This is a genomic window from Sphingomonas sp. (genome assembly GCF_024508665.1).
In the GTDB taxonomy this organism is placed as follows: Bacteria; Pseudomonadota; Alphaproteobacteria; order Sphingomonadales; family Sphingomonadaceae; genus Sphingomonas.
Map to the genome: position 1 here is coordinate 566,174 of NZ_JANINP010000006.1, position 25,586 is coordinate 591,759.

Here is a 25,586-nt window from a genome sequence, read left to right on the forward strand (position 1 = left end):
ATAGTCAACGCTATATTTGTATGACGGCACGGCAACGATCGCTGCTAAATCCCGTGCGCCGCCCGGCTGTCCCCCGGCGCTTCCTGCCGCTCCGCCATCCCATAGTCCCGCAGCACTCGCGCCACCCTCAGCCTGTACTCCGCGAACACGCCGCCACGCCCCGCCGCCTGCGCGCGGCGATGGTCCCCGGTGTTGCGCCACGCCGCTACCGCCGCTTCGTCACGGAAGAAGCTCAGCGACAGCATCTTGCCCGGATTGGTCAAGCTCTCGAACCGCTCGACCGAGATGAACCCGTCGATCGCCTCCAGTTCGGGCTTCAGTCGCGCGGCGATGTCGAGATAGGTGTCGCGCTGCCCCTCGGCGGGTTCGACCTCGAAGATCACCGCGATCATCGGTCTACCCTGGTCAGGAACAGGCGGTCCTCGCGGCGGATGAAGCGCTCGCCTTGCGCGAAGGCGAAATTCTTGCGGCCGAGCGGATGGTCCTTGAGCCGCGCGCGATACGCTTCGTATTCGGCCAGACTCTCGATGGTGTAGACGCCATAAGCCGTCGTCGCCGATCCCTCGTGCGGGGCGAAATAGCCGATCAGATCGGCGCCGCACTCGGGGATCGCCTGGCCCCAAATGCGGGCATAATCGACGAAGGGGTCGCGGCCCCATGGCTCGATATCGTAGCGGATGAAGCAGGTGATCATTCGGTCTTCTCCAAAGTGTGCGGGCACTTTAGCGATTCCGGCGGCGGCGATGGTTCGGTACAGATCGAACCATGAGAGAAGGCCCCTATATCGCCGAAATCGCCGCGCTGATCGGCGACCCCGCGCGCACCAACATGCTGACCGCGCTGATGGACGGGCGCGCGCTGACGGTGAGCGAGCTGGCGCAGGTCGCGGGCATCACCTTGCCGACCGCCAGCGGGCATATCGCGCGAATGGAGACCGCCGGGCTGCTCGCCGCGGAGAAACAGGGGCGACATCGCTATTTGCGGCTGTCGGGGCCGGACGTGGCCACCGCGATCGAGGCGCTGATGGAATTGGCGCAGCGCACCGGCGCGGTCAGACTGCGCACGGGGCCGCGCGACCCCGCGCTGCGCGAGGCGCGGGTGTGCTACGACCATCTCGCTGGCGCGCGCGCGGTGGCGGTGGCGGCGAAACTCGCGGACGCGGGGATGATGGTCGACCACGGCCTGACCGATGCCGGCCGCTTGTGGTTCGCCGAGCGCGGCTTCGTGCGCGGGGATGGGCGGCGGCCCTTCTGCCGCACGTGCCTCGACTGGAGCGAGCGGCGGCATCATCTTGGCGGCGCGCTCGGCGCGCAGATATTGAGCCGCGCGCTCGACGAGGGCTGGGCGCGGCGCGGCGAGGGCAGGGTAATCGATTTTGGCCAGCGCGGCGCGGCGGCATTCGACCGGCTGTTCGGGCTTTAGGGTGTCGACATTCAGCTTTCGAACTCCCCTCCCTGCTTGAAGGGAGGGGCTGGGGGTGGGTGCGCGCGTCTGCGCGCCCAAGAGACTCATGGACCTGTCGGCAAACAGCACCGGACGAGGCATCGAGCCTCGCCCGGCGCTCAACCCACCCCTTGATCCCCTCCCTTGCAGGGAGGGGAGAATCGCAGCGTCGATACGTCCTAAATCCCGGCAACCCTTCGTAGTGCCGCCGTGTCGAGTACGCGCAACGACCGATATCCCGGCGCCACCCAGCCGCGTTCCGCCAGCGCCAGGATGTGCCCGCTCGCCGATTTCCGGCTGAGCCCGCACATTTCGGCGAGATCGGCTTGCGTCGCGGGGACCTCACCCTTGTCGTCGGCCAGTTGCGCCAGCCGTGCCGCGACGCGCTCGCGCGGCGACAGGCAGAGGTTGAGCGCGGCGTTGTGCACCGCGACGTCGAGCTGATCGTAGAGCAAGGCCATCGTCGCCGGCCACGCGCCCGGCTGGCGCGCCGCGATCCCTGGCAAGGCGGCGTCTGGTATCAACAGCACGCGCGCCGCGCGCTGCGCACGCGCCGTTACGATCCGCCGTCCGCCGCCGAAGCGCCGCGACTGGCCGATCGCCTGACCCGGACCCGCCAGCCCGATCAGCACGTCGCGGTCGGGACCGACGCTCGCTTCCAGCCGCAGCACGCCCTCGACCACCAGGCACAGCCCGGGTTCCTCGTCGCCTTCGGAATAGATCCATTGCCCGGCATCGAGCGCGACGACGCGCCCCGCGGCGATCAGTTCGGCAGCGAGCGCGGGGTCGAGCGTGGCAAACCAGCGGCCGCGGCGCAGGACTTCCAGGGATTCCATCGCTCAATTGCTACGATCGTAGCAATTGGGCCGCAAGCCGTCCGGTAATTGGATCGGCGAAGGAGAGGACATATGACCATCCAGATTCGTCCGATCGCCGATCATTGCGGCGCCGAAGCCAGCGGCATCGATCTGCGGGACCTCGACGACAGCGGTATCGACGCGCTCAAGGCGGCGGTCGCGGAACGTGGCGTGTTATTCGTCCGCGACCAGGAGCTGACGCCCGAGGATCACATCGCCTTCGCGCGGCGCTGGGGCACGATCGACATCAACAATTACTTTCCCGCGAATGGCGGCCATCCCGAGATCGCCGAGGTGCGCAAGGCGGAAACCCAGACCACCAATATCGGCGGCGGCTGGCATACCGATCACAGCTATGACCAGGTGCCGGCGATGGGATCGATCCTGCTGGCGCGCGAAACTCCGCCGACCGGCGGCGACACGCTGTTTTCCAGCCTCGGGGCGGCCTATGACTCGCTGTCGGATGGGCTGAAGGCGACGCTCGAGGGCCTGCGCGCGGTGCATTCGGCCGACCACATTTACGGCCATGACGGCATTTACGCGAAGACCGACCAAGCCGCCGATCTCAAGGGCCACGACGTCCACGCCGCCGCGGTCCATCCGGCGGTGATCCGTCACCCGGTGACGGGCCGCAAGATCCTCTACGTCAATCCGGCCTTCACGCTCCATTTCGAAGGCTGGACGCGCGAGGAGAGCATGCCGCTGCTCCAATATCTCTACAGCGTCGGGATGAAGCCCGAATTCCAATGCCGTCTGCAATGGGCGCCCGGCTCGCTCGCGATCTGGGACAATCGCTCGACCTGGCACTGCGCAATGAACGACTATCAGGGGCACCGCCGGCTGATGCACCGGATCACGATTTCGGGAGTGGCGCTGTCGTAGCGGACGGCCTGGATTTGCCTGCGGCAAATCCAGGACTCGTCACGTCGGGCAGCGGACCGGCGTAGCCGGTCCGTCTGACGGCGTGGCAGCACGGTGGAGCGGCGATAAGAGCCTTTCGGCTCTTCCCCTCCCGTTTGCGGGAGGGGCTAGGGGAGGGCGTGTTCAACGGGCGGAGGGATAACAGACCCTCCCCCAACCCCTCCCGCAGGCGGGAGGGGAGTTTGCCCCGCCTCCTACTTCATCAGCACCAGTTCCTCCGCCATTGTCGGATGCAGCGCCACGGTCTGGTCGAACGCGTCCTTGGTCAGGCCGGCCTTTACCGCGACCGCGGCGGCCTGCAGGATTTCCGCCGCCTCGGGGCCGATCATGTGGATGCCGAGGATCTTGTTGGTCTCGCCGTCGCAGATCATCTTGTAGAGCGCGCGCTCGTTGCGGCCGGCCAGCACGTTCTTCATCGGGCGGAAGTCGCTGACATAGACTTTGACCGATCCGTATTTCTGCTTGGCCTGGCTCTCGGTCAGGCCGACGCCGGCCATTTGCGGATGGCTGAACACGGCGGCGGGGACGCAATGATAATCGACACGGGTCGGCTTGTTGCCGAAGATCGTATCGGCAAACGCCTGGCCTTCGCGGATCGCGACCGGGGTCAGCTGGATGCGGTCGGTGACGTCGCCGACCGCGAAGATGCTGGGGACGCTCGAGCGATTGTCATCGTCGACCCGGATCGCGCCTTTCTCGTTGAGCTCGACACCCGCCGCATCGAGCCCGAGATTCTCGGTATTCGGCACGCGGCCGGTCGCGAACATTACGCAATCGACCTCGATCGGCGCGTGGTTCGACATCGAGACCTTGAGCGAGCCATCCGCCTGCTTCTCGATCCCTTCGAACTTGGCGTTGAAGCGGAAATCGATCCCCTTCATCATGCTGATCTGGAGCAGGCGGTCGCGGATCTGCTCGTCATAGCCGCGCAATATCTGGTCGCTGCGGTTGATCAGCGTCACCTTGGCGCCGAATTCGTGGAAGATGCCGGCGAACTCGTTGGCGATATAGCCGGCGCCCGCGATCAGGATGCGCTTGGGAACGCTTTCCAGATGGAACGCCTCGTTCGAGGTGATGCCATATTCATGGCCGGGGCAGGTCGGGATGTGCGGCCGCGCGCCGGTCGCGATCAAGATGTACTTGGAGGTGACCTCGCGGCCCGATGCCAAGCGGATCGAATTGGGGCCGGTCAGCTCGGCGCGCTCGTTGATCACCTCGACCTTATGGTTGTCGAGCGTGGTGTTGTACGCCTTGCTGATGCGGTCGACTTCCTCGAACACGTTGCCGGTCAGCGTCTTCCAGTCGAACTTGCAATCGGCCGGCACGTCCCAACCGAAGCGCCGCGCGTCCATCAAATCCTCGGCGAAATGCGCGCCATAGACGAGCAATTTCTTGGGCACGCAGCCGCGGATCACGCAAGTGCCGCCGACGCGATATTCCTCCGCCGCCGCGACTCGCGCGCCATGCGCCGCCGCGACCCGCGCCGCGCGCGTGCCGCCGGATCCGATACCGATGACGAACAGGTCGTAGTCGTAGTCAGTCATGTCTTTTCCAATCGTCACCCCAGCGAAAGCTGGGGTCTCGTGCCGAATTTCCCCGCCTGAGATCCCAGCTTTCGCTGGGATGACGGGCTGTTAGCCAAATGCCCGCTTGATCAGGTCGGCGGTCGACACGTCGAAATCGCCCTCGCCCTTGGCGGCGGCTTTGGCCATTTCCTTGCCGAGCTCGACGCCGAACTGGTCGAACGAATTGATCCCGAGCAACACGCCCGACACGAACACGCGATGCTCGTGATAGGCGATCAGCGCGCCAAGGGTGTGCGGATCGAGCACGTCGAGCAGCAGCGTCGTCGACGGCCGGTCGCCGGGATAAGCGCGGGCGAGATCCTCGGGATTCTCGCGTCCCTTCATCAGCGCGGCGCCTTGCGCGAACATGTTGTTGAGCAGGTTGCGGTGGTGATCCTCGTTAAGCGTATCGGCCTGCTCGATCACGCCGATGAATTCGAGCGGAACCAGATGCGTGCCCTGGTGGAGCAACTGGAACACCGCATGCTGCTGGTCGGTGCCGACCCCGCCCCAGGTGATCGGCGCGGTCGGCCGGCCGACCTTCTTGCCGTCGATCGTCGCGCCCTTGCCGTTCGATTCCATTTCGAGCTGCTGGAGATAGGACGGCAGCAACCGCAGCCGCTCGTCATAGCAGAACACGCCGCGCGTCTCGCAGCCGAAGGCCTGGGTGTAGAGCAGGTCGGCGAAGGCGGCGAGCGCGGGCACATTCTCGTGCAGCGCCGAAAGCCGGAAATGGCGGTCCATTTCCGCCGCCCCCTCGAGCAGTTCGGAGAAGGCGTCCCAGCCGAGCGCGATCGCCGCCGGAAAACCGATCGACGACCACAAGGAATAGCGTCCGCCGACCGTATCGGCGAAGGGCAGGATACGCGTCTCGTCGACGCCCCATTCGATCGCCTTGTCGGGCTCGGCGGTCAGCGCGACGACGCGGCCATAGGGATCCTCGACCCCACCCGCCTGCATCCACTCGATCACGCTTTCGGCGTTGAGCATCGTCTCGGTCGTGGTGAAGGTCTTGGAGGCGATCGCTAGCAACGTCGCGCTCGGGTCGAACCGCTTGAACGCCTCCTCGAGCGCGAGCCCGTCGACATTGGATACAATCGCGACGTCGTAGCGGTTCGATTCGCGGCCCAGCGCGTCGACCAGCAGATCGGGGCCTAGCGCCGAGCCGCCGATGCCGACATGCAGCACGTGGCGGATCGGCCCCAGCGCCTCGCCCTCGATCGCGTCGATCAGCGCGCGCATCCGGGCATGGAGGGCCTGCGCCTTGGCGACATCGTCAGCGGAACCTTCGCCGCGCTCCGCGGTATGGGTGACCGCGCGATTCTCGGTGACGTTGATCACCTGGCCAGAGAACAACGCCTCGCGCTTGCCGGCCAGGTCGCTTGCCTTGGCCAGTTTCTCGAACGCCTTGATCGCCTCGTCGGTCAGATGGGTCTTCGACCAGTCGAAATGGATGCCGGCGACATCGGCCGAATATTTGCCCAGCCGTTCGGGATCGTCGGCGAACAGCTTGGTCAGGGGGATGCGCTTCAGCGCCTCGATCTCGCTCCAGTCGGCCATGCTTATGCGCTCCTTGTTCGACTCCGGGGCCTCAATGGGCGTTCCGGGCGTCCCGTTCAAGGAACCAGGCCGCCGCGCCACGGTCATACGTATGCTTGACGCGCGCTGGCTGCATGCGCAAACCGCGCGCCATGACCGATACACCTCAGGCGAGCCCGTCCGACGCCGCGCCCGATCCCGTTGTGGCATCCGCCGGCACGCCTGCGCCCGCCGTGAAGAAGCCCAAGAAGGAAGAGGATTGGAAGGACACGCTCAGCTTTATCGTCAAGCTGGTCCTCGTCGTCGTGATCTTCCGCAGCTTCCTGTTCTCGCCTTTCTCGATCCCGTCGCAGTCGATGCTGCCGCGGCTCTATATCGGCGACTATCTGTTCATCTCGAAATGGAATTACGGCTATTCCAAGCATTCGCTGCCGTTCAGCGTACCGCTGATCCCGGGGCGCATCTTCGGCCGCAACCCGACTCCGGGCGACGTGGTCGTGTTCAAGGCGCCGCCAGGCAACGACCAGGATTATATCAAGCGCGTCATCGGCCTGCCCGGTGACACGATCCAGATGCGCCATGGCCAATTGATCCTGAACGGTGTGGCGGTGCCGAAGGTGCGCGTCGCCGATTTCGTCATTCCGCTCACGCCCAACTATCCGGCCGGCAAGGAATGCCCGGCGGAATTCCAGGCCGCCGACAGCGCGGGCAAGCCGATCTGCCGCTACATGCAGTTCAAGGAAACCCTGCCCAACGGGGTCAGCTACAATGTGCTCGATCGCGGCGAATTCCCCGATCGCGACGATACCGACGTCTATAACGTGCCCGCCGGCCACGTTTTCCTGATGGGCGACAATCGCGACGATTCGGGCGACAGCCGCTTTCCCGCGCAGGAAAATGGCGCGATCGGCATGGTCCCGCTGGAGAATCTGGAAGGCAAGGCGGTCGTCACCTTCTGGTCGACCGACGGCAATGCGCAATGGCTGCTGCCCTGGACATGGTTCACCGCGGCGCGCTGGAGCCGGCTGGGACAGGGCTTTTGACCTCTCCCGATAACCGGGGGGCGACATCGTGAGCGACAAGGATACCGATCTTGGTAGCTGGATCGCGGCGACCTTCGGGCGCGCGCCGGCCGATCTCGCCCGGTTCGAGCGGGCGCTGACCCATGGCAGTCAGGCGAGCGCGAATTACGAGCGGCTCGAGTTTCTAGGCGACCGTGTGCTCGGGCTCGCCATGGCCGAATGGTTGTACGAATTGTTCGCCGATGAGCCGGAAGGCAGCCTGTCGAAACGGCTCAACGCTTTGGTTACCGGTCCGGTCTGCGCCGCTGTCGCGCGGGAGATCGGCGTTCGGCCGTTCCTCGGTCTCGGCAAGCAGGCACGCGATGATGGCGCCGCCGATAGCGACAACGTGCTGGGCGACGTGATGGAGGCGCTGATCGGCGCGCTCTATCTCGACGCGGGGTTCGCGCCCGCGCGCGATTTCGTCCGCAAGCACTGGGCCGATCGGGTCCATGCCGATGCCCGCGCGCCGCAACACCCCAAATCCGCGCTGCAGGAATGGGCCGCCGCGCACAACCGCAAAGCGCCCGCCTACGAAGTCGTCACGCGATCCGGCCCGCAGCACGCGCCGCGCTTCACCGTCCGCGTGTCGCTTGGCAGCTTCGCCAGTGCCGAAGCCGAAGGATCGAACAAGCAGGAAGCGGAAACCGCGGCCGCCCGCATGCTCCTCGCCCAGGTGCAGCCATGACGCAACATTGCGGTCTCGTCGCCGTGCTCGGTGCCCCCAATGCCGGCAAGTCGACGCTGGTCAATGCTTTGGTCGGGCAGAAGGTGGCGATCGTCAGCCCCAAGGCGCAGACCACCCGGACGCGGCTCCTTGGCGTCGCGATCGAGGGCGAGACGCAGATCCTGTTGGTCGATACGCCCGGCATATTCGAGCCCCAACGCCGGCTCGACCGCGCGATGGTCGCGGCGGCCTGGGGCGGGACCGAGGGCGCCGACCTGATCGCGCTCGTGGTCGACGCCAAGGGCGGGCTCGGCCCCAAGGTGGTGCCGATCGTCGAAAGCATCGCGCCACGTCCGGAGCGCAAGTTCCTGGTGCTCAACAAGGTCGACATCGCCGACAAGGCGCGCTTGCTCATCCATGCCGAGAAGTTGAACGCGATCACGCATTTCGATGAGACGTTCTTCGTCTCGGCCTCGACCGGCGACGGATTGCCGGAGCTCAAGAAGGCGCTCGCCTACAACATGCCCGAGGGGCCGTGGCATTTCCCCGAGGACCAGGTCAGCGACGCGACCGAACGCGCCCTGGCGGCCGAAGTAACGCGCGAACAGCTCTACCTCCAGCTCCACGCCGAATTGCCGTATGCCAGTACGGTGGAGACCGAGGCTTTCCAGGAACGCGAGGACGGATCGGTCGAGATCCGCCAGCAGATTTTGGTCGAGCGCCCGACCCAGCGCGCGATCGTGCTCGGCAAGGGCGGCAGCCGGATCAAGGAGATCGGGGCCAGGGCACGCGCGCAGTTGAACGAACTGCTCGATCGCCCGGTGCACCTCTACCTGCACGTCAAGGTGAAGCCGGGTTGGGACGAGGACCGCGAGGTCTATCGCGACATCGGGCTGGATTGGGTGGATTAGCCTCCTCCGTCCTCCCGTCACCCCAGCGAAAGCTGGGGTTTCGCGCGGTTACGCGATGCGGCTTGAGATCCCAGCTTTCGCTGGGATGACGAGTGGGGTGAGGTGGAACGACGAGTGTTGCTACGCCAGCACCGACTCCACCCATTCCGGCACTAACAACCCTGCCAGCCCCAACCGGCTCTCATGGAACCACGCGCTCCCCTCGGACCGCTCGAGATTAAGCTCCAGCGTCCGCGCGCCGTGATATTTGGCAGTTTGCACGAACCCCGCCGCCGGATAGACCGCGCCCGACGTCCCGATCGACACGAACAAATCGGCGCGGGAGATCGCGCGCTCGATCACGTCCATCGCGTAGGGCATCTCGCCGAAGAACACGATGTCGGGCCGCACCGACGGCGATCCGCACGAAGCGCACACGGTGCCCGGCGGCATAGCGCCCTCCCACGCCTGCCGGTGCTCGCATGCCGCGCACAGCGCCGAATTCAACTCGCCATGCATATGGAGCAGCCGTTTGGCCCCTGCGCGTTCGTGCAGATCGTCGACATTCTGCGTGACGATCAGCAACTCACCCGGCCACTCGGCATCAAGCCGCGCCAACGCATGATGCGCCGCATTGGGCTCCACCTCGGCCAGCGCGGCACGTCGGAGGTCGTAGAAGCGATGCACCAACTCGGGATCGCGCGCCAACGCCTGCGGTGTGCAGACATCCTCGACGCGATGCCCTTCCCACAACCCGCCCGGCCCACGAAACGTCGCGATGCCGCTTTCGGCGGAGATGCCCGCGCCGGTCAGGACGACGATGTTGCGAATGTCGCTCACAAACGAGATCTAGCCGACTGGAACTTCTTTGTCGGCCTCCTTATCGATAATGAATGGCCACAAAAGACAGCGCTGGGTCGAAGACTGAAAATCTCGGCGCCGAGAAATTTGTCCTCCAAGGATTTGATCCAGCAACCGAAACCGTGTGTGTAGAATGGCGGGTCTGGGTTTCGGACCTTGAGAGCCTGCGAAGCGTACTAGCCCCCGACAGCGACGATAACCTTTGCCTGGAAAGAGACTATCAACGGCTCTCGCGTCGGGACATCCGACGCATTGGTAAGCTTTGCCGACCACCCGTTTTGCCAGATCCTATCTACACGGGGATCGCTCGGCCTTCAACATTGCGCGACGGCGTCCCCTACATGATTCATACAAACTTCGAGCTCCCGTTGATGCTGGAGGGACGAAAGCCATTCGCGACATTCAGCGAATTCTACCCGTCGAAATGGTTCGAAGACCTTCTCGCACCGTTCGAGCCTTTCATCCAATCAGGGAGGATCACTTGCCGGATCGTCGACACGCCGATGCCCGAACTTAAGACGCGATGCCCCGACCTGGAAGGATTTAGGAGGGTCTACTTCGCGTTGCCCGGCGAGGAATGGCGCATCGACGCATATGAGGCGTCAATCGTAAACGGCACAGCGGAATGGGACGACGCGCTGGAGCGGCTGCAGGGATCGCTGCTAGGTTACGAAGATTGGCAGAACGACTGGTGGATCGAACACCGCTACCGAAAGGCGGCGGGATAGCTGACACCTCCTGATCGCTCGGCCTCCGCCTTCAGCAACAGGTTATTGTGTCTCGGATCGGCCGGTCGACAGGCAAGCGGCTGCTCGCGATCGAGGTCGACAGCGGCGTTGGCTTCTGGTTGGTACGCCGCACCGAACCGCGTGTGCGAAGCCGAGGTCGCCGCGCCCGCGATAGGATAGTTACGGAGACTCAATGACCGATTTCGCGACGACCCGAAGGCTGTTCCATTTGCCTGAGGGCGTGCTCTATCTCGACGGCAATTCGCTTGGGCCGCTGCCGCTCGCGGCAGAGGCGCGAGTGCATGAGGTGCTGACGCGCGAATGGGGCGAGCAGTTGATCCGGGCGTGGAACAGCGCCGACTGGATCGGGCTGCCCCGCCGCGTCGGTGACCGCATCGGACGGCTGATCGGCGCGCCGGAGGGGAGCGTCGCGACCGGCGATACGCTGTCTGTCAAGGTATTCCAGGCTCTTGCCGCGGCGCTGACGTTGCGGCCCGAGCGCAAGGTGGTGCTGTCGGATACCGGCAATTTTCCCTCGGACCTGTATATCGCCAGCGGGTTGATCCAGGCGCTTGGCAGCGGGCTCGAACTGCGGCTGGTTGCACCCGAGAACGTCGCAGACGCGATCGACGAAAGCGTCGCGGTGACGCTGATCACCGAAGTCGATTACCGCACCGGCCGCCGCCACGATATGAAGGCCCTGACTGCCAAGGCCCATGCGGCGGGCGCGGTGACGGTGTGGGATCTCGCGCATTCGGCTGGTGCTGTGCCGGTCGATCTGACCGCAGCCGATGCCGATTTCGCGGTCGGGTGTACCTATAAATATCTCAATGGCGGCCCCGGAGCGCCGGCCTTCATCTATGTCGCACCGCGCTTTGCCGAGACCGCGCGGCCGATCCTGTCGGGCTGGATGGGACATGAGGCGCCATTCGCCTTCGACCTGGACTACCGCCCGCATGCCAGCGTTGAGCGGATGCGCGTCGGCACGCCGCCGGTGCTCGCGCTGGCGGTGCTCGATGCCGCGCTCGATGCCTGGGAGGGGGTCGACATGGCCGATGTCCGCGCCGCCTCGATCCGGCTGAGCGAGCGCTTCATCGCCGAGGTCGAGGCGCGCTGCCCCGATTTGGCGCTCGCCTCACCGCGCGATCCGCACGCACGCGGCAGCCAGGTCTCGTTCCGCCACCCGCAAGGCTATGCGATCATGCAGGCGCTGATCGCCAATGAGGTGATCGGCGATTTCCGCGCGCCCGACCTGATCCGCTTCGGCTTCACCCCCCTCTATCTGTCGGAGGAGGATACCGTGGCGGCAGCGAAGGTGCTCGAACGCGTGATGACCGAGCGCTTGTGGGATGATCCCGCCTATGCGACGCGATCGAAAGTGACATGACCGATACCCCTGAAACCGACTTTGCCGGCAAGATGGCCTATGGCGACTATCTGCGCCTCGACCTGATCCTCGGCGCGCAGCAGCCGCGCTCGGCCGCGCACGACGAGATGCTGTTCATCATCCAGCACCAGACGTCGGAGCTGTGGATGAAGCTCGCGGTGCACGAGCTCGAATCGGCGTGCGATGCCATCGCCAACGACCAGCTGCCGCATGCGTTCAAGATGTTGGCGCGGGTCTCGCGCATCCTCGAACAGCTCAATGGCGCGTGGGACGTTTTGCGGACGCTGACGCCGAGCGAATATACCGAATTCCGTGCCGATCTCGGGCAATCGTCGGGGTTCCAGTCGCACCAATATCGCGCGATCGAATTCCTCTGCGGCAATCGCAATGCGGCGATGCTCAAGCCTCACGCCCACCGAGCCGAAATCATGCGCGAACTGGAAGGCATCCTGGCGCGGCCCAGCCTGTATGACGAGGCGATCCGCCTGCTCGCGCGCTCCGGCTTTGACGTCGGTCCGGAGCGTGCCGATCTTTGCGAGCAACGCAACGAAAGCGACAAGCTCCGCACTGCCTGGGCGGAGATCTATCGCGATCCCGATACGCATTGGCCACTCTACGAGCTGGCCGAGAAGCTGGTCGATCTCGAGGATTATTTCCGGCGCTGGCGGTTCAACCACGTCACCACGGTCGAGCGCGTGATCGGCCTCAAGCGCGGCACTGGCGGGACGCAAGGCGTCGCCTATCTGCGCCGGATGCTCGAGGTCGAGTTGTTTCCAGAGCTGTGGCACGTGCGGACGGAGCTGTAGTTCCCCTCCCGCTTGCGGGAGGGGTTAGGGGAGGGCGTGTTCCAATGCATCGAGTGGGTGACAGACCCTCCCCCAGCCCCTCCCGCAAGCAGGAGGGGAGAGATACTCGCCTCACGCGTCGGTCGAGGCGGTCGTCCACCCCAAACGCGGAATTGTCACCGAGCGTCGTCCCGACAGATCGGTGCGCGTCACGATCACGTCGCGATCCTCCATATAGGCCAGTACGCGGCGCGCGCGCCCGAGCGAGCTGGTGCCATAGATTCGCGCGATCTCCTCGTCGCTCGGACAGGGCGCGTTCTCGCGCGCGGCGCGCGCGATCAGCAGGAAGGCGCCGAGCATCTCGTCGGGCACCGCGGCGGCGGCGGTCATCGCCGGCGCCCATTGCTCGTCCTCGGGCTGGTAGATTCCCGCTCGCGCCGCGGCCAGCCGGCGCGCGAAGCTCGACGGGTCGAGCGCAATGCGGCGCAGGCCCGCCATCCGGCAGCGCACCTGAAAATCCTGGAACAAGGCGGCGGCGGGACGCAGCGCGCTGTCGGGATCGGCGACGATCCCGTGCAGCGCGTCGGCCATCACCGCATCGGCATCGACGGGGTCGGCATCCTCGGGCTCGGGCGCGGGCGTCGCCGCCAATGCCTCGAGCAGTTCCGCCGCGGGGGCCGGGCGCGGTGGGGGCGGGGGCGCCAGCGGCAGCGCGAACGCTTCCTCGACCGGCGCCAGGATGAAGTCGCGCATATCCTCGGCCGGGCTCTGGTCGGGGAGCGGCACCAATTTGGGGCTCGAACTGCGCGCGCTGGTCTCGACGGCACCGATGCGGATGGTCACCGGGCGCCTCGCTACAGCAGGGCCCAGTCCCAGGAAACTGCCGCGCGGCAAATCGCGGATCGTTTCGGCCTGGCGTCGCTCCATGCCGAGCAAATCGGCGGCGCGCGCCATGTCGATGTCGAGAAAGGTCCGCCCCATCAGGAAGTTGCTCGCCTCGGCGGCGACGTTCTTCGATAGTTTCGCCAATCGCTGCGTGGCGATGATCCCGGCCAACCCGCGCTTGCGCCCGCGCGACATCAGATTGGTCATCGCCCCGAGCGAGGCGCGGCGGACGTCTTCGGCCACTTCGGCACCGGCGGCGGGCGCGAAAATCTGCGCCTCGTCGATCACCACGAGCGCGGGGTACCAATAGTCGCGCGGCGCATCGAACAAGGCGGACAGGAAGGTCGCCGCGCAACGCATCTGCCCCTCCATCTCCAGCCCTTCCAGGCTGAGCACTACCGAGGTGCGGTGCTCGCGGCAGCGCGCGGCGAAGCGCGTGATCTCGGCCAGCGAATAATCGACCGCCTCGATCGCGACATGGCCGTAAGGGCCCGCGAGAGTGACGAAGTCGCCCTCGGGATCGACGATCACTTGCTGCACCTGGCGCGCGCTGCCTTCGAGCAGGCGGCGCAACAGATGCGACTTACCCGATCCCGAATTGCCCTGGACGAGCAAGCGGGTGGCGAGAAGTTCCTCGAGATCGACGCATGCCGGCCGGCCGCTCGAATCGATCCCCATATCGATCTGAAACGTCATTGCCCCGCGCATGATGGCAACGGCGGTGGAAGGGCAAGCCGTAGTGGCGAAAAAAGCTGCGGATTATGTGCTTAAGCCCTTCGCTTTCAGGGAAGGGGATCGATGCCTCAATAGCCGGCGATCTCCGGAACGCAGGTGTCTCCCGCCGTCGGGCATCGCTGCCAGCCACCGCCCATTGCCTGGAACAATTGAATCCGTGCGGTCAGGGCATCGGCGCGGAGTTGGATCAACGACAATTGCGCGCCGAGCAGTCCGCGCTGGGCATCGAGCTGTTCGAGATAGGGCGAATAGCCTTCGCGATAGCGGTTGGTCGCCAGCCGCAACCCTTCGGCCAGCGCGTCCTGCTGCGCACGCGCCAGCCCTACTTGCTCGTCGAGCCGCTTGGCACCGGCCAAAGCGTCCTCGACTTCGCGAAACGCGGTCAGCGCGGCGCGGCGATAGGCGAACGCCGCCTGGTCGCGTTGCGCGCCCGCCGCTTCCGCTTGCGCGGTCAGCCGGCCGCCTTCGAACAGCGGCGCCAGGACACTGCCGCCGATCGACCAGAGTGTGATGGGATCGGCGAGCAATGTGGAAAACGCCGCGCCAGCCGATGCGCTCAACCGGACCTGGGGCAGGAAACGCTTGCGTGCCGCCGACAGGGATTTGTCCGATGCCGCGAGCTGGAATTCGGCTTGCGCGACGTCTGGCCTTCGCCGCAACAGCTCGGAAGGCAAGCCATCCGGGATCGCCGGTACCGTCAGGCGGTCGAGCGGCAGGCCGCGATCGATCGCCTGGGGAGTCTCGCCGGTGAGCAGGCTGAGCGCATTCTCGGTGCGCGCGATGGCGAGTTCGATTTGCGGAACGATCTGGGCGGTGGCGTCATATTCGGCCTCGGCCTGCTGCAATTCGAGCTTGGGCGAATAACCGCGTCCCACCCGCGACTTGGCGAGCCGCAGCGACTCCGACCGCGCGGCAACGGTCGCCCGCGCGACCGCGAGGCGAGCATCGAGCCCGCGCAACGCTATGTAGCTGCTCGCCACTGCGGCGGCGACCGACAGCCGCACCGAATCGCGCGCGGCCTGGCTGGCGAACCAGGCATCGCGCGCCGCCGCCTTGCTATCGGCCAACCGACCGAACAGATCCACTTCGTAGGCGGCCTGGACTTGCGGCTGGGCAGCATTCTGTTCGGAGGGCTGGCCGAAGGGGCTGACCGACCGCGACCGGCCACCGGTGAGGCCGGCATCGATCGTCGGCAAGAGCTGCGCGCGCGCCAAGGCCAGATTGGCGCGCGCCTCGCGCACCCGACCCATGGCAATCGCGATGTCATTATTATTGGCCAATGCCTTGTCGACCAGCGCGGCCATGGTCGGATCGCCGAACGATTGCCACCAGGCACGGTCGATCGGCGCGACCGGCCCGGCATCGGTGTGCCATGCCGGTGGCGGCGCCACCGGCCGCACAGCGGCTGTCTTCACCGGAGGGCCGGCGCAGGATGCGAGCGCTATTGTAAACAGCAATCCGGCGTGTCGCATGCTCATCGTTGCGGCCCGCCACGCGTGTCGATGCTGACCTCCACCGACATGCCGGGCCTGAGCCGCGCCGCCGCGGCCTGGCCCGGATCGATCGCGATGCGCACGGCGATGCGTTGCGCGACCTTGACGAAATTGCCAGTCGCATTGTCGGGCTTGAGCACCGCGAACTCGGAGCCTGCCGCCGGCGACAGGTTTTCGATGCGGCCGGTCAACTGGGCTCCTCCGAGCGCATCGACCTTGAAGGTGGCGCGCTGACCGACCGCCATGTCACGCGTCTGCGTCTCCTTGTAATTGGCGATCACCCAGACATTGTGCGGCACGATCGACAGCAATTGCGTGCCGGCGGTGACATAGGCGCCGTCGCGCACGCCGATTTCCGAAAGCTGACCATCGACCGGCGCGCGGATGATCGTGTTGTCGAGATCGATCTGCGCGAGGCGGAGCTGCGCCTTGGCGGACTCGACCGAAGCCTGCAGGCCGGCGCGTCCGACGACCACGGTGCGGACGTCCTGGGTACCGATCGCGCGGCTGGCCTGGGCCTGACGCACGCCCGCTTGGGCAGCCAGCAACGCCGCGCGCGTCTGATCGAATTCTCGCGCGGAGATCGATCCATCGGCGACCAGCGCCCGGGCGCGGCGCATGTCGGCTTCTGCCTTGACCAATTGTGCCTGGGCGTTGGCGATGCCGGCATTCTGCGCCTCAGTCGCGACTTCGCGCGAGCGTTGCGCTTGCGCCGAATTCGCGAGCGACGCTTGCTGGGCGGCGACATTGGCCTCGGCCTGGGCGACGCGGGCGCGATAGATGCGGTCGTCGATCGTCGCCAGCACCTGTCCCGCTTTGACTTCGGCGAAGTCCTGGACGGTGACATGAGTGACGTAGCCGCTGACTTGCGGACTGATGATCGTGACCCGACCGCGAATATAGGCATTGTCGGTCATTTCCGACCACCCGGCGAAGGGCGGCAACCGCCAGGCATAGAGGATGGCGAGGATCGCACAGAGCGCGAGCACGATGATTGCCGCCACGGCGGCGCGCGACTTGGCGGGTGGGCGCCAGCTCGATGGTGCCGGATCGACCTGGGCGTCGGCAACGGGTTTGTCCGGCAGCGGTTGGTCGCTCATCTCATTGCCCCTTTTGAGCTTGCGCCTGAGCCTGCATCTGCTGCTGAAGCAACACAACCGGCGATGTCTCGCCCCGCCGCCAGATCGACCAGCGGATCAGGAATCCCCATAACGCCATCAGGATGGCGAGCACCCCGACCACCCAGAACACGTCGTTAAAGGCCAGGATATTGGCTTCGCGCGAAACCTGCTGGCTCAGCAGCGCGGCGCCTTGCGCACTGCGCAATGCCGGATCTCCCACAACGCCGGCGATCGCGCCGCCGCTCGCGCGCAATCGCGCCGCGACCAAGGGATCGGTCGCCACGATGCGCTGAACCAATTCGTGCGAATGGAATTTCTCGCGCACGACTTGGAAGGTGCCGAGCAGCGCTCCGCCCAATAGTCCGCCGACACTCTGACTGAGGCCGAACAGCACGACGAAGCTGACGAAGTTGCGGCCGCCGGCCAGCAACGTTCGCGCGATGCCGATCACCATCGCCTGGGCCAGGAACAGAAGCGAGGCGAAGCCGATCAGGGCCTGGCTGACATAGAAACTGCTAGGCCGCGTCAGGTTGGTGGCGTCGGCGTCCATGAACGCCCCGATCACGATCAGGATCACCGCGACGCTGATCGGCATCGCGACATCGCTCGGCCGAAAGGTCAGCACCGCGGTCACCAGTCCGGCGATCGAGGCGAGCACGATGATCCAGTTCAACGTGACCATCTGGTCGTTGATCAGCCCGAGCACATTGAGCAGGCCGACCGATCCGAAGGCCTGTTCGGACAGCAGGATACGCACCGACGCGGCAACCACCATCAGCCGCACGATTTCGCGGCTGCCCAGCCAGCGCGTGTTGATCAGCGGGTTGGCGCGATTGTGCTCGACGATCACCGCGGCAGCGATCAGCGCGATGCTGGCGGCGAGCGCCCAGCCGATCCACGGCTGGTCGGTCCACCATTCGATTCGCCCTTCGGACAGGACGGCGATCAGCACCCAGAGACCCGGGGCGAGCAGGCCGAAGGTCAGGAAGTCGGCGGGTTCGAATACCTTTTCGCGCTCGCTGGGCGGCAAAGGCTGGCTCATCACCGCCGCCAGTGTCGCCAGCGCCAGCCCCAGTTCGAGCCAGTAGAGATTGTGCCAGTCGCCCCATTCGAGCAAGTGCGGCGACAGGATGCGCGCGAACGGCGTCGCCAGTTGCGGGATGCAGATCCCGATCATCACGCCGGCGAGCCGCTTCGCTGCGGGCAACGACTGGAAGAAATAGAGGATGGTCAAGGTGGACAGGCCGCTCGCCGCGATGCCGCTCATCGCCCGCACCGCCACCGAGGTCCAAAAACCGTGGACGAACAGATGCATCAGCGTCGTCGCCGCATAGGCGACCAGCGAATAGCGGATGAACGGCTGCAGCCCGTATTGCTGGCGATATTTGACCAGCAACAGGTTGGCGGTGACGTTGGTCATGAAATAGGCGCCGGTCAGCCAGGCGCTTTCGTTGGTGTAGAGGTCGAGCGTCCCCTGCGCGAAATTGAGGTTTACCGTGACGAGCGCATTGCCCAGTCCGCCGGTGATCCCGATCAGGCACCCGATCAGGAAGTAGATCAGCCGCCTGCTCGCAGGATGGTCGGGGTTGGCCGGCGAGCCGGGGAGGGTCGGCCTTTCGTGCGGCTTGAAGACATAATCCGTCACGCGTCTGCCCCTCGCATGCCGGCCATCGATCGCCGGATCCCAAGCGTTACCAGCTTTCGCTCCATGCGCCAGTGTCGGAGTGGATACAGGCGAGTTGAGGCCAAATCCGGGAAGCTGGGAGACTCCGTCGCCAAGCGAGCAATGAGGGCCTTGATCCCACGATAATCCCTTCCCACCTCATCGCCGCCGGACGCCGTACCGGGTCCGGTTGGACATGGAGAGCGTCGGCTCTTCTACCGGCGCGTCTCATGCCCAGATTGCTCATGAAGAGGATTTGGAGATGAGAACCAATTTCGACTTTGCGCCGTATCGGCGTTCGACGGTAGGCTTCGACCGTCTGTTCGACTTGCTCGAAACCGGAATGCGTGGCGACGGCCTCGACGGCTATCCGCCGTTCGACCTCGCGCGCGACGGAGAGGACAGCTATCGCATCACCGTCGCCGTCGCCGGCTTCCGCCCGGAAGAGATCGAGGTGGTCGCACAACAGAACTTGCTGACCATCACCGGAAAGCGTGCCGAGGACCAAGACCGGGGCGAATATCTGCACCGCGGCATCGCCGCGCGTCCGTTCGAGCGCCGGTTCCAGCTGGCGGACTTCATCGAGGTCAGGTCGGCCAGTTTCGAGAATGGCCTGCTCACGATCGCCTTGCAGCGGGTCGTTCCCGAAGCGATGAAGCCGCGCAAGATCGAGATCGGGCACGGCTCGGCCGCGCCGGAACGGCTCGATGCGCCGGCCAATAAAATCGTCGAAGCGGCGTGACGGAGCGAACGCGCCGTAGCTGCGGCGCGTTCGGTCATCCGGCGTTCAGCTACGCCGGATAGATTTTCGGACCCCCATGTCATCTTGATGGAGGACGATTGATGCGAAAACTTCGTACGGCCGTCTTGGCGGGAATCGCGACGCTGGGCGTAGCGGGAACCGCGATGGCGGCCAGCAACGATACTCATGTGATGGCGGTCGGTCTGCCCGATGGGTCGGTCGCGCGGATCGAATATCAGGGCGCGGTCGCTCCAAAGGTTCGGGTCGACTCGTCGGCTCCGGCGCTGCGCCCCATGCTCCGTATCGTGCCCGTCCAACTTGCCGATCCGTTCGATGCGGCGCCGTTCGCGATGATCGACCGGATCATGGCCGATATGGACCGCCAGGCCGCCGCGATGACCGCGGCTGCGTTCCAGCCGGTTCCGGCCGGTAAGGCTGGCCGGCCCGATCTCGCCGCGTTCGGCAACCTCCCCGCCGGGGCGGTCAGCTATCGCTTCGTGTCGACTAGCGATGGCAACCGCGTCTGCACCCGGTCCTGGCAAGTAACGTCGCAAGGACCCCAACAGCCGCCGAAGCTGATCTCGGCCAGCTCGGGCGATTGCGCTGGCGACGGCAATTCGTCGCCCGGAACGGCGGGCGCGGGTGCGACGGCCAAAACCGTGGCCGCAAGCAAGGGCGCGGCGGTACAGCCGCACGACGCGACGCCGACGATCTGAAGACTCGCGAGAGCGGCCCGCGGGCCGCTCTCCACTTTCCTGCATTGATCCTCGCCGAGCGGCCGGGCCGCTCACGCCATGATCACGATTTCACCGCGCTTCGTCTGATGCGGCCGGTCCGCGGTGCGACGCCGCGTCCAGCGCGACGAGCACGCGGTCGAGCATGGCCGCGTTGCTGGCTGCCTTGGGAAGCTCGCGGCGTGCGAAAAGCTGCAACCGGTCGACGTCGCGTTGCGGCACGGCAAGGTCGATCGGCATGGTCGGCAATTGTTCGGGCCGCACCCTTTGCGCCGCCCTGCCCGAGGCGAGAAAGTGATCGAGCAGGCGTTTGCGATCGGCGAAGCTCCAGCCCAGCGTTTGAAGCTCGGCTGGGCTGAGCGACAGGAGCGCCAGCGCGAATTCCATGATGTCGTCGAACGTCAGCAACAGCCGCACGGTTCGCCCGCCGCGTTCCCGCCAGCGCCGGATCGGACCGCGCGTCACTGAATCGGAATGACGCCGTCGACCGCGCGCCATTCGGCCGGCCGGATCAATCTTTCGTGCGCGATCCGTACCGAATGGAGCGCGGCCTCGATGTCCCGCCGCCAATGATCGAGGAATGCGAGCAGCACCGGAAAATCGGGCGCCAGATCATATTCTTGCCAGACGAACAGCTGGAGCAATGACGGGGCGTCGGGCCGATAATAATGCAGCTCCGCCGTGGTCAGCCCGTAGCCATCGAGCTGGGCAAGGAACGCGCGGTCGCTCATTGACGGGCCGACCCGGCGCCGGAGGGGGTGTCCAGCGAGCGCAACGCCGCCCGGACGTCGTCGACGGGAACGGCGCGGCGCATGCCGGGCGGTTTTCGCAAGGCGGGCTTTCCTTCGACCGCGGCACGGTCGGATGCCCAGTGGGCGAGAATGGCGCGCTTGACCTCGGGTTCCAGGCTGGGATGGTGCGCGACGTCGATCGGGTGAAGATATCGGGAGACGGGTTGCGACATGGCTGTCCTCCTTTCCTAAAAGTCGCTCCTTTCTCTTGGGCCAGCCGGCCCGGCGCTGAATTTTGGTCGGCTGCGCAGTCCCGTCAAGGGGAAGGGCCTTGTTCCGACCCGCCCGTTTTTGGGTTTTGGCACTCTATGCCAACGAGCGCCAAAAAATGTCGTTCCGGCTCTTGACCGAAAAAATCGGCTTTCCTAATTTTTCGCCAGCTTCCCGTTCGCCGCGAACGGCAAGCGCCCTAACATCATATTCTGCAACTGGAGGTTATGCATGCATTTCCGTCCCTTGCACGACCGCGTGGTCGTCCGCCGGCTCGAGGCCGAGGAAAAGACTTCGGGCGGCATCATCATTCCGGACACCGCCAAGGAAAAGCCGCAGGAAGGCGAAGTCGTCGCCGTCGGTCCCGGCGCCCGCGATGACAGCGGCAGGCTGGTCGAACTGTCGGTCCGCGCCGGCGACCGCATCCTGTTCGGCAAATGGTCGGGCACCGAAGTCAAGGTGGAGGGCGAGGATCTGCTCATCATGAAGGAGAGCGACATCCTCGGCGTGATCGAGACCCCCGCCGAACTCAAACGGGCGGCATAACGCCCTGCATTCCCAAATCTCAGGAAGGATAGAGAAAGGAGTCAAATCGGATGGCTGCCAAGGAAGTGAAATTTGCGTCGGACGCGCGTGATCGCATGCTGCGCGGCGTGGATACGCTTGCGAATGCGGTCAAGGTCACGCTGGGGCCGAAGGGCCGCAATGTCGTGATCGAGAAGAGCTTCGGCGCCCCGCGCATCACGAAGGATGGCGTGACCGTCGCCAAGGAAATCGAGCTCGCCGACAAGTTCGAGAATATGGGCGCGCAGATGCTGCGCGAGGTCGCCAACAAACAGAATGACAAGGCCGGCGACGGCACCACCACCGCGACCGTGCTCGCCCAGGCGATCGTTCGCGAGGGATCGAAAGCGGTCGCCGCGGGCATGAACCCGATGGACGTCAAGCGCGGTATCGACCTCGCCGTGAGCGCGGTCGTGAAGGACCTGGAAAGTCACGCCAAGAAGGTCGGCGCCAATAGCGAAATCGCCCAGGTCGCGACCATTTCCGCCAATGGCGACGCCGAGGTCGGCCGTATCCTCGCCGAGGCGATGGAGAAGGTCGGCAACGAGGGCGTGATCACCGTCGAAGAGGCCAAGAGCCTGGAGACCGAACTCGAAACGGTCGAAGGCATGCAGTTCGACCGTGGCTATCTCTCGCCCTATTTCATCACCAATACCGAGAAGCTGAAGGTCGAGCTCGACGATCCCTATATCCTGATCCACGAAAAGAAGCTCTCGAACCTTCAGGCGCTGGTGCCGCTGCTCGAAAAGGTCGTGCAGTCGGGCCGCCCGCTCCTGATCATCGCCGAGGATGTCGAGGGCGAGGCGCTCGCGACCTTGGTTGTCAACAAGCTGCGTGGCGGCCTCAAGGTCGCCGCGGTCAAGGCGCCCGGCTTCGGCGACCGCCGCAAGGCGATGCTCGAGGACATCGCCATCCTGACCGGCGGCAATGTCGTCAGCGAAGACCTCGGCACCAAGCTCGAGAATGTCGCCGTGTCGATGCTCGGTCGCGCCAAGAAGGTCACGATCGACAAGGACAATACCACGATCATCGACGGCGTCGGCGCCAAGTCGGATATCGACGGTCGCGTCGCGCAGATCCGCCAGCAGATCGACACCACGACCTCCGATTACGACCGCGAGAAGCTGCAGGAGCGGCTCGCCAAGCTGGCGGGCGGCGTCGCGGTGATCCGCGTCGGCGGCGCGACCGAGGTCGAGGTCAAGGAGCGCAAGGACCGTGTCGACGACGCGCTGCACGCGACTCGCGCCGCGGTCGAGGAAGGCATCCTGCCGGGTGGCGGGATAGCCCTGTTGCGTTCGCTGAAGGCGCTCGATGGCCTCAAGCCGGCCAATGACGACCAGCAGTCGGGCATCGACATCGTGCGGCGTGCGCTGCGCGCACCGGTCCGCCAGATCGCCGAGAATGCCGGCGAGGATGGCGCCTATATCGTCGGCAAGCTGCTCGAAAGCACCGACTATAATTGGGGCTTCAACGCCGCGACCGGCGCATATGAAGACCTCGTCAAGTCGGGCGTGATCGATCCGGCCAAGGTGGTGCGGACGGCGCTGCAGGACGCCGCGTCGGTGGCGTCGCTGCTGATCACGACCGAGGCGCTGGTCGCCGAATTGCCGAAGGAGGAGAAGGCCGCGCCGATGCCGGCAATGGATTATTGATCGAGACCGTGGAGCGCGGCGCGGCCGCGCTCCACATTTGCGGGCCGGCGTCCCGGCTCAGCGGATGGTGATCGGGAGGTCGCGCCCCGCCACTGCGACGTTTCCGGCGCGGTCCGCGGCATGGATGCGGATCGTGTAATTGCCGGGGCCAAGGTTGGCCGGGTTCCAGCCGCCCGGAATTACACGGCCATGCCGCACGACATTGGTGACGACGTAGAGAAAGCGCGTCCGCTGGTCGCTATGGACCGTGTCTCCACTGGACGGCGCATAGGCGGCCTTTGCCGCCAAGGGCGAGGTCGGCATGCGATCGAACTCGATCGTGATGCGCGGCCGTTCGAACCCGCGTAGCGGCGTGCCGTCTTGCTTCAGGATCTGAAAGCCTGCCGCATACAGGCCGAGGCGGCGGCGCGCGGCATTGCCGTCGACCTGATCCCATGCCTCCGCCACGATGCCGACCGCGCCGCCGGCGGCGGGAACGATCAGCCGGCCATTCTGCTTTTCGTTCAGGCGCTGGCCATTGGCATCGAGCATGTAGAGGTCGTCGATATGCGGCGGAACGTGATCGCCGAAATTTGGAAAGCGCAGTAACAATGCATTGATCTTGGCGCGGGGCGCACCGAGCTCGAGATGGACATGCGCCATGCGGTTGATCGTGCCGAGCGGATCGCCGACCCGGAAGCGGGTGCCACGCTTTACGCGTATTCGGACGACATGGTCTTGGCCGTCGCGGATGATCTGGAACCGGCTGGCGTCCAACGGCGCACCGGTCGGAGTGCGGCCGACGCGCATATGGATATAGGTCATCTGGTCGACGCGCAGCCCTTCGCTCAGGCCCTCGACGTCCCAATTGGGTAGCGGATCGCGCACGGTTTCGTCCGCAGAGGCGAGCACCGTCTCTCCCACCGGCGCGCTGATATCCAGGCCGGCATGGAGATGATCGCGGCTTTCGCCATCATAATTGCCGCGCACTTCCCCCATGTCGCCGACCACTTCATGCCAGCCGAACTGAGGGCCAACCGGCCAGGGGAAAACGGGCTTGCTGACCAGGGCGGGGGCCGCGGGTTGGGGAATCGCTGCAGGGACTGGGGCCGCATCGGCAGGACGCGGACTTAGCTTGCGGATGGCATAGGCCGAGGCGTCGGCGACATAGAGAGCGCCCGACCGATCGACCGCGAGCCCGGACGGCCCGGTTAGCGGGAGCGCGGCATTTCCCTCGATCGCCGACCCCGGCCCCGCAAGGACGCGCAACGTTCCAGAGGGCGCCATCTCGACCACGCGTCCGCGGCGATAGGATGCGATATAGACGAACCCGTCCCAAGTGGGTGCCAGGCCGATGATCCCTTGCAACAGGCCGGCGCCGTCATTGGGATTGGTACGGGCAAGCGTGGAGACGCGCCCATCCTTCTCGACCTTGCGGACCGCAGTGTTGCCCGAGTCCGCGACGAGAAGCTTGCCATGCCGATCGAGCGCGATCCCGGTCGGCGTGTCGAACGCGGCGGCCGCGCCCCGTCCATCGGCGAAGCCCGGTACATCCTGCCCCGCTAGCGTCCGTACCTGGCCGTCCGGCGTGATGACGCGGATGCGATCGTTATAACTGTCCGCGACATAGACATTGCCTTTGTCATCGGCCGCCACGCCGATCGGCCCGTTGAACCGCGCCATGGTGGCGGGGCCGTCGCGAAATCCCGCCACTCCGTCTCCCGCGACTGTCGTTATCACGCCGGCCGGGCTGATCCTGCGGATTGCGTTGGCTCCCGTATCCGCGACGAAGAGATTGCCGGCCGTGTCCAGAGCCAGGCCGGATGGCGTATCGAACGACCCCGGCAAGGTAGTCACCTTGCCATCCGGATCGATCTTGCGGACGCGGCCGGTATCGCCGGCGTCCGCAACGAACAAGGTGCCCCGCGCATCGATCACGATCGCGAAGGGATCGCTGAAGCGCGCCTTTGCCGCTCCGCCGTCGGTCTGTCCTCGCACCCCCTCGCCGGCGACATTGGTCATGGCGACGGGCCAACCGAACCGCGTGGCAGGCGGCGTGAACCAGCCAAGCGTTATTAGCAGCCAGATTACGCTGCCCGCCGCCGCGAGGACGGCCAGACCTGCGAAAATGGCGACCTTGCGCGGCAATTTGATGAACATGTGGACGCCCTAGCAACAAATCGGCCGGCATCTCCACAGGGTGATCGCAAAGCCGCGCTAACAAAGGCGCTTGTCCGACGGCTATAATGTCCGAAATGGCGATGGGCAGGCTTGACATGCCGCCCTTCCCGGTAAAGGTAGCGTTACCAAAGC

At 65.5% G+C, this 25,586-nt stretch carries 26 protein-coding genes; 12 read left to right on the forward strand and 14 right to left on the reverse strand.

From position 1 onward, the window contains the following. Positions 1-44: 44 nt before the first annotated feature. Together Q0L25_RS11605 and Q0L25_RS11610 are read right to left on the reverse strand one after the other, a co-directional pair. Entirely contained in the window at positions 45-392 is a 348-nt protein-coding gene (locus Q0L25_RS11605; protein ID WP_296614387.1) for an antibiotic biosynthesis monooxygenase, read from the reverse strand. After that, on the reverse strand, positions 389-694 hold the full coding sequence (locus Q0L25_RS11610; protein WP_296614388.1) for an NIPSNAP family protein: 306 nt from the start codon (positions 692-694) through the stop codon (positions 389-391). The genes Q0L25_RS11605 and Q0L25_RS11610 overlap by 4 nt, the downstream gene beginning before the upstream one ends. Positions 695-765: 71 nt before the next feature. Here Q0L25_RS11610 and Q0L25_RS11615 point away from each other — a divergent pair, with 71 nt between their 5' ends. Next, the gene (locus tag Q0L25_RS11615) at positions 766-1,422 is read left to right on the forward strand and encodes a winged helix-turn-helix domain-containing protein (RefSeq protein ID WP_296614390.1); all 657 of its coding nucleotides are present in this window, start codon (positions 766-768) and stop codon (positions 1,420-1,422) included. Positions 1,423-1,622: 200 nt separating this feature from the next. Here Q0L25_RS11615 and Q0L25_RS11620 read toward each other — a convergent pair whose 3' ends face one another. Continuing rightward, positions 1,623-2,279 (reverse strand): Crp/Fnr family transcriptional regulator, encoded by a 657-nt coding sequence (locus Q0L25_RS11620; protein ID WP_296614392.1) that lies wholly within the window; start codon positions 2,277-2,279, stop codon positions 1,623-1,625. A gap of 72 nt (positions 2,280-2,351) precedes the next feature. Between Q0L25_RS11620 and Q0L25_RS11625 the strand changes: the two genes are divergently transcribed. Continuing rightward, positions 2,352-3,182: a TauD/TfdA family dioxygenase gene (locus Q0L25_RS11625; protein ID WP_296614394.1), complete on the forward strand. Its 831-nt coding sequence runs from the start codon at positions 2,352-2,354 to the stop codon at positions 3,180-3,182. 233 nt (positions 3,183-3,415) lie between these two features. Here Q0L25_RS11625 and gorA read toward each other — a convergent pair whose 3' ends face one another. After that, on the reverse strand, positions 3,416-4,765 hold the full coding sequence (gorA, locus tag Q0L25_RS11630; protein ID WP_296614397.1) for a glutathione-disulfide reductase: 1,350 nt from the start codon (positions 4,763-4,765) through the stop codon (positions 3,416-3,418). Between the two features lie 90 nt (positions 4,766-4,855). Beyond that, positions 4,856-6,346 carry a glucose-6-phosphate isomerase gene (gene pgi / locus Q0L25_RS11635; RefSeq protein WP_296614399.1) on the reverse strand — a complete coding sequence of 497 codons (1,491 nt, stop codon included), beginning with the start codon at positions 6,344-6,346 and terminating at the stop codon, positions 4,856-4,858. 131 nt (positions 6,347-6,477) lie between these two features. Here pgi and lepB point away from each other — a divergent pair, with 131 nt between their 5' ends. From lepB to era, 3 genes are read left to right on the forward strand one after another with little or no spacing between them, the layout of a single operon-like run. Then, positions 6,478-7,368: a signal peptidase I gene (gene lepB, locus Q0L25_RS11640; protein WP_296614401.1), complete on the forward strand. Its 891-nt coding sequence runs from the start codon at positions 6,478-6,480 to the stop codon at positions 7,366-7,368. A 28-nt stretch (positions 7,369-7,396) separates the two neighbouring features. Further along, complete coding sequence (gene rnc / locus Q0L25_RS11645) at positions 7,397-8,074, forward strand: ribonuclease III (RefSeq protein ID WP_296614403.1); 678 nt, start codon at positions 7,397-7,399, stop codon at positions 8,072-8,074. Beyond that, positions 8,071-8,964 carry a GTPase Era gene (era, locus tag Q0L25_RS11650; protein WP_296614405.1) on the forward strand — a complete coding sequence of 298 codons (894 nt, stop codon included), beginning with the start codon at positions 8,071-8,073 and terminating at the stop codon, positions 8,962-8,964. The genes rnc and era overlap by 4 nt, the downstream gene beginning before the upstream one ends. 120 nt (positions 8,965-9,084) lie before the next feature. On the opposite strand, the gene Q0L25_RS11655 is transcribed toward era, so the two are convergent. Next, complete coding sequence (locus Q0L25_RS11655) at positions 9,085-9,783, reverse strand: NAD-dependent deacylase (protein WP_296614407.1); 699 nt, start codon at positions 9,781-9,783, stop codon at positions 9,085-9,087. A gap of 53 nt (positions 9,784-9,836) precedes the next feature. Between Q0L25_RS11655 and Q0L25_RS11660 the strand changes: the two genes are divergently transcribed. The 3 genes from Q0L25_RS11660 (at position 9,837) to kynA (ending at position 12,725) form a co-directional block, all read left to right on the forward strand. Next, positions 9,837-10,532 (forward strand): hypothetical protein, encoded by a 696-nt coding sequence (locus tag Q0L25_RS11660; RefSeq protein ID WP_296614409.1) that lies wholly within the window; start codon positions 9,837-9,839, stop codon positions 10,530-10,532. Positions 10,533-10,725: 193 nt separating this feature from the next. After that, a complete protein-coding gene (gene kynU / locus Q0L25_RS11665) occupies positions 10,726-11,919 on the forward strand; it encodes a kynureninase (protein ID WP_296614411.1) in 1,194 nt (397 codons plus the stop codon). Next, positions 11,916-12,725, forward strand: coding sequence for a tryptophan 2,3-dioxygenase (kynA, locus tag Q0L25_RS11670; RefSeq protein WP_296614413.1), 810 nt, complete (start codon positions 11,916-11,918; stop codon positions 12,723-12,725). Before kynU ends, kynA begins: the two co-directional genes overlap by 4 nt. A 111-nt stretch (positions 12,726-12,836) precedes the next feature. On the opposite strand, the gene Q0L25_RS11675 is transcribed toward kynA, so the two are convergent. The 4 genes from Q0L25_RS11675 to Q0L25_RS11690 all read right to left on the reverse strand — a co-directional run bounded on the left by Q0L25_RS11675 (position 12,837) and on the right by Q0L25_RS11690 (position 18,583). Further along, positions 12,837-14,285 carry an ATP-binding protein gene (locus Q0L25_RS11675; protein ID WP_296614415.1) on the reverse strand — a complete coding sequence of 483 codons (1,449 nt, stop codon included), beginning with the start codon at positions 14,283-14,285 and terminating at the stop codon, positions 12,837-12,839. A gap of 107 nt (positions 14,286-14,392) precedes the next feature. Next, the gene (locus tag Q0L25_RS11680) at positions 14,393-15,802 is read right to left on the reverse strand and encodes an efflux transporter outer membrane subunit (RefSeq protein WP_367184123.1); all 1,410 of its coding nucleotides are present in this window, start codon (positions 15,800-15,802) and stop codon (positions 14,393-14,395) included. Then, entirely contained in the window at positions 15,799-16,917 is a 1,119-nt protein-coding gene (locus tag Q0L25_RS11685) for an HlyD family secretion protein (RefSeq protein ID WP_296614416.1), read from the reverse strand. Before Q0L25_RS11685 ends, Q0L25_RS11680 begins: the two co-directional genes overlap by 4 nt. A gap of 1 nt (position 16,918) precedes the next feature. Further along, a complete protein-coding gene (locus Q0L25_RS11690) occupies positions 16,919-18,583 on the reverse strand; it encodes an MFS transporter (RefSeq protein WP_296614418.1) in 1,665 nt (554 codons plus the stop codon). Between the two features lie 280 nt (positions 18,584-18,863). Between Q0L25_RS11690 and Q0L25_RS11695 the strand changes: the two genes are divergently transcribed. Further along, positions 18,864-19,343 carry an Hsp20 family protein gene (locus Q0L25_RS11695; protein ID WP_296614420.1) on the forward strand — a complete coding sequence of 160 codons (480 nt, stop codon included), beginning with the start codon at positions 18,864-18,866 and terminating at the stop codon, positions 19,341-19,343. Between the two features lie 101 nt (positions 19,344-19,444). Next, positions 19,445-20,059 (forward strand): hypothetical protein, encoded by a 615-nt coding sequence (locus tag Q0L25_RS11700; RefSeq protein ID WP_296614421.1) that lies wholly within the window; start codon positions 19,445-19,447, stop codon positions 20,057-20,059. A 90-nt stretch (positions 20,060-20,149) separates the two neighbouring features. Here Q0L25_RS11700 and Q0L25_RS11705 read toward each other — a convergent pair whose 3' ends face one another. Genes Q0L25_RS11705 through Q0L25_RS11715 form a run of 3 tightly spaced genes read right to left on the reverse strand, consistent with a single transcriptional unit; the run spans position 20,150 to position 21,041 of the window. Next, positions 20,150-20,542, reverse strand: coding sequence for a hypothetical protein (locus tag Q0L25_RS11705; RefSeq protein ID WP_296614423.1), 393 nt, complete (start codon positions 20,540-20,542; stop codon positions 20,150-20,152). Continuing rightward, positions 20,539-20,808, reverse strand: coding sequence for an usg protein (locus Q0L25_RS11710; protein ID WP_296614425.1), 270 nt, complete (start codon positions 20,806-20,808; stop codon positions 20,539-20,541). The genes Q0L25_RS11705 and Q0L25_RS11710 overlap by 4 nt, the downstream gene beginning before the upstream one ends. Next, a complete protein-coding gene (locus Q0L25_RS11715) occupies positions 20,805-21,041 on the reverse strand; it encodes a hypothetical protein (protein WP_296614427.1) in 237 nt (78 codons plus the stop codon). Before Q0L25_RS11715 ends, Q0L25_RS11710 begins: the two co-directional genes overlap by 4 nt. A 268-nt stretch (positions 21,042-21,309) precedes the next feature. Here Q0L25_RS11715 and groES point away from each other — a divergent pair, with 268 nt between their 5' ends. Continuing rightward, complete coding sequence (gene groES / locus Q0L25_RS11720) at positions 21,310-21,624, forward strand: co-chaperone GroES (protein WP_296614429.1); 315 nt, start codon at positions 21,310-21,312, stop codon at positions 21,622-21,624. A 50-nt stretch (positions 21,625-21,674) separates the two neighbouring features. Next, complete coding sequence (gene groL / locus Q0L25_RS11725; RefSeq protein ID WP_296614431.1) at positions 21,675-23,294, forward strand: chaperonin GroEL; 1,620 nt, start codon at positions 21,675-21,677, stop codon at positions 23,292-23,294. Positions 23,295-23,351: 57 nt separating this feature from the next. Here groL and Q0L25_RS11730 read toward each other — a convergent pair whose 3' ends face one another. Next, entirely contained in the window at positions 23,352-25,433 is a 2,082-nt protein-coding gene (locus tag Q0L25_RS11730; protein WP_296614432.1) for a hypothetical protein, read from the reverse strand. Positions 25,434-25,586: the final 153 nt, after the last annotated feature.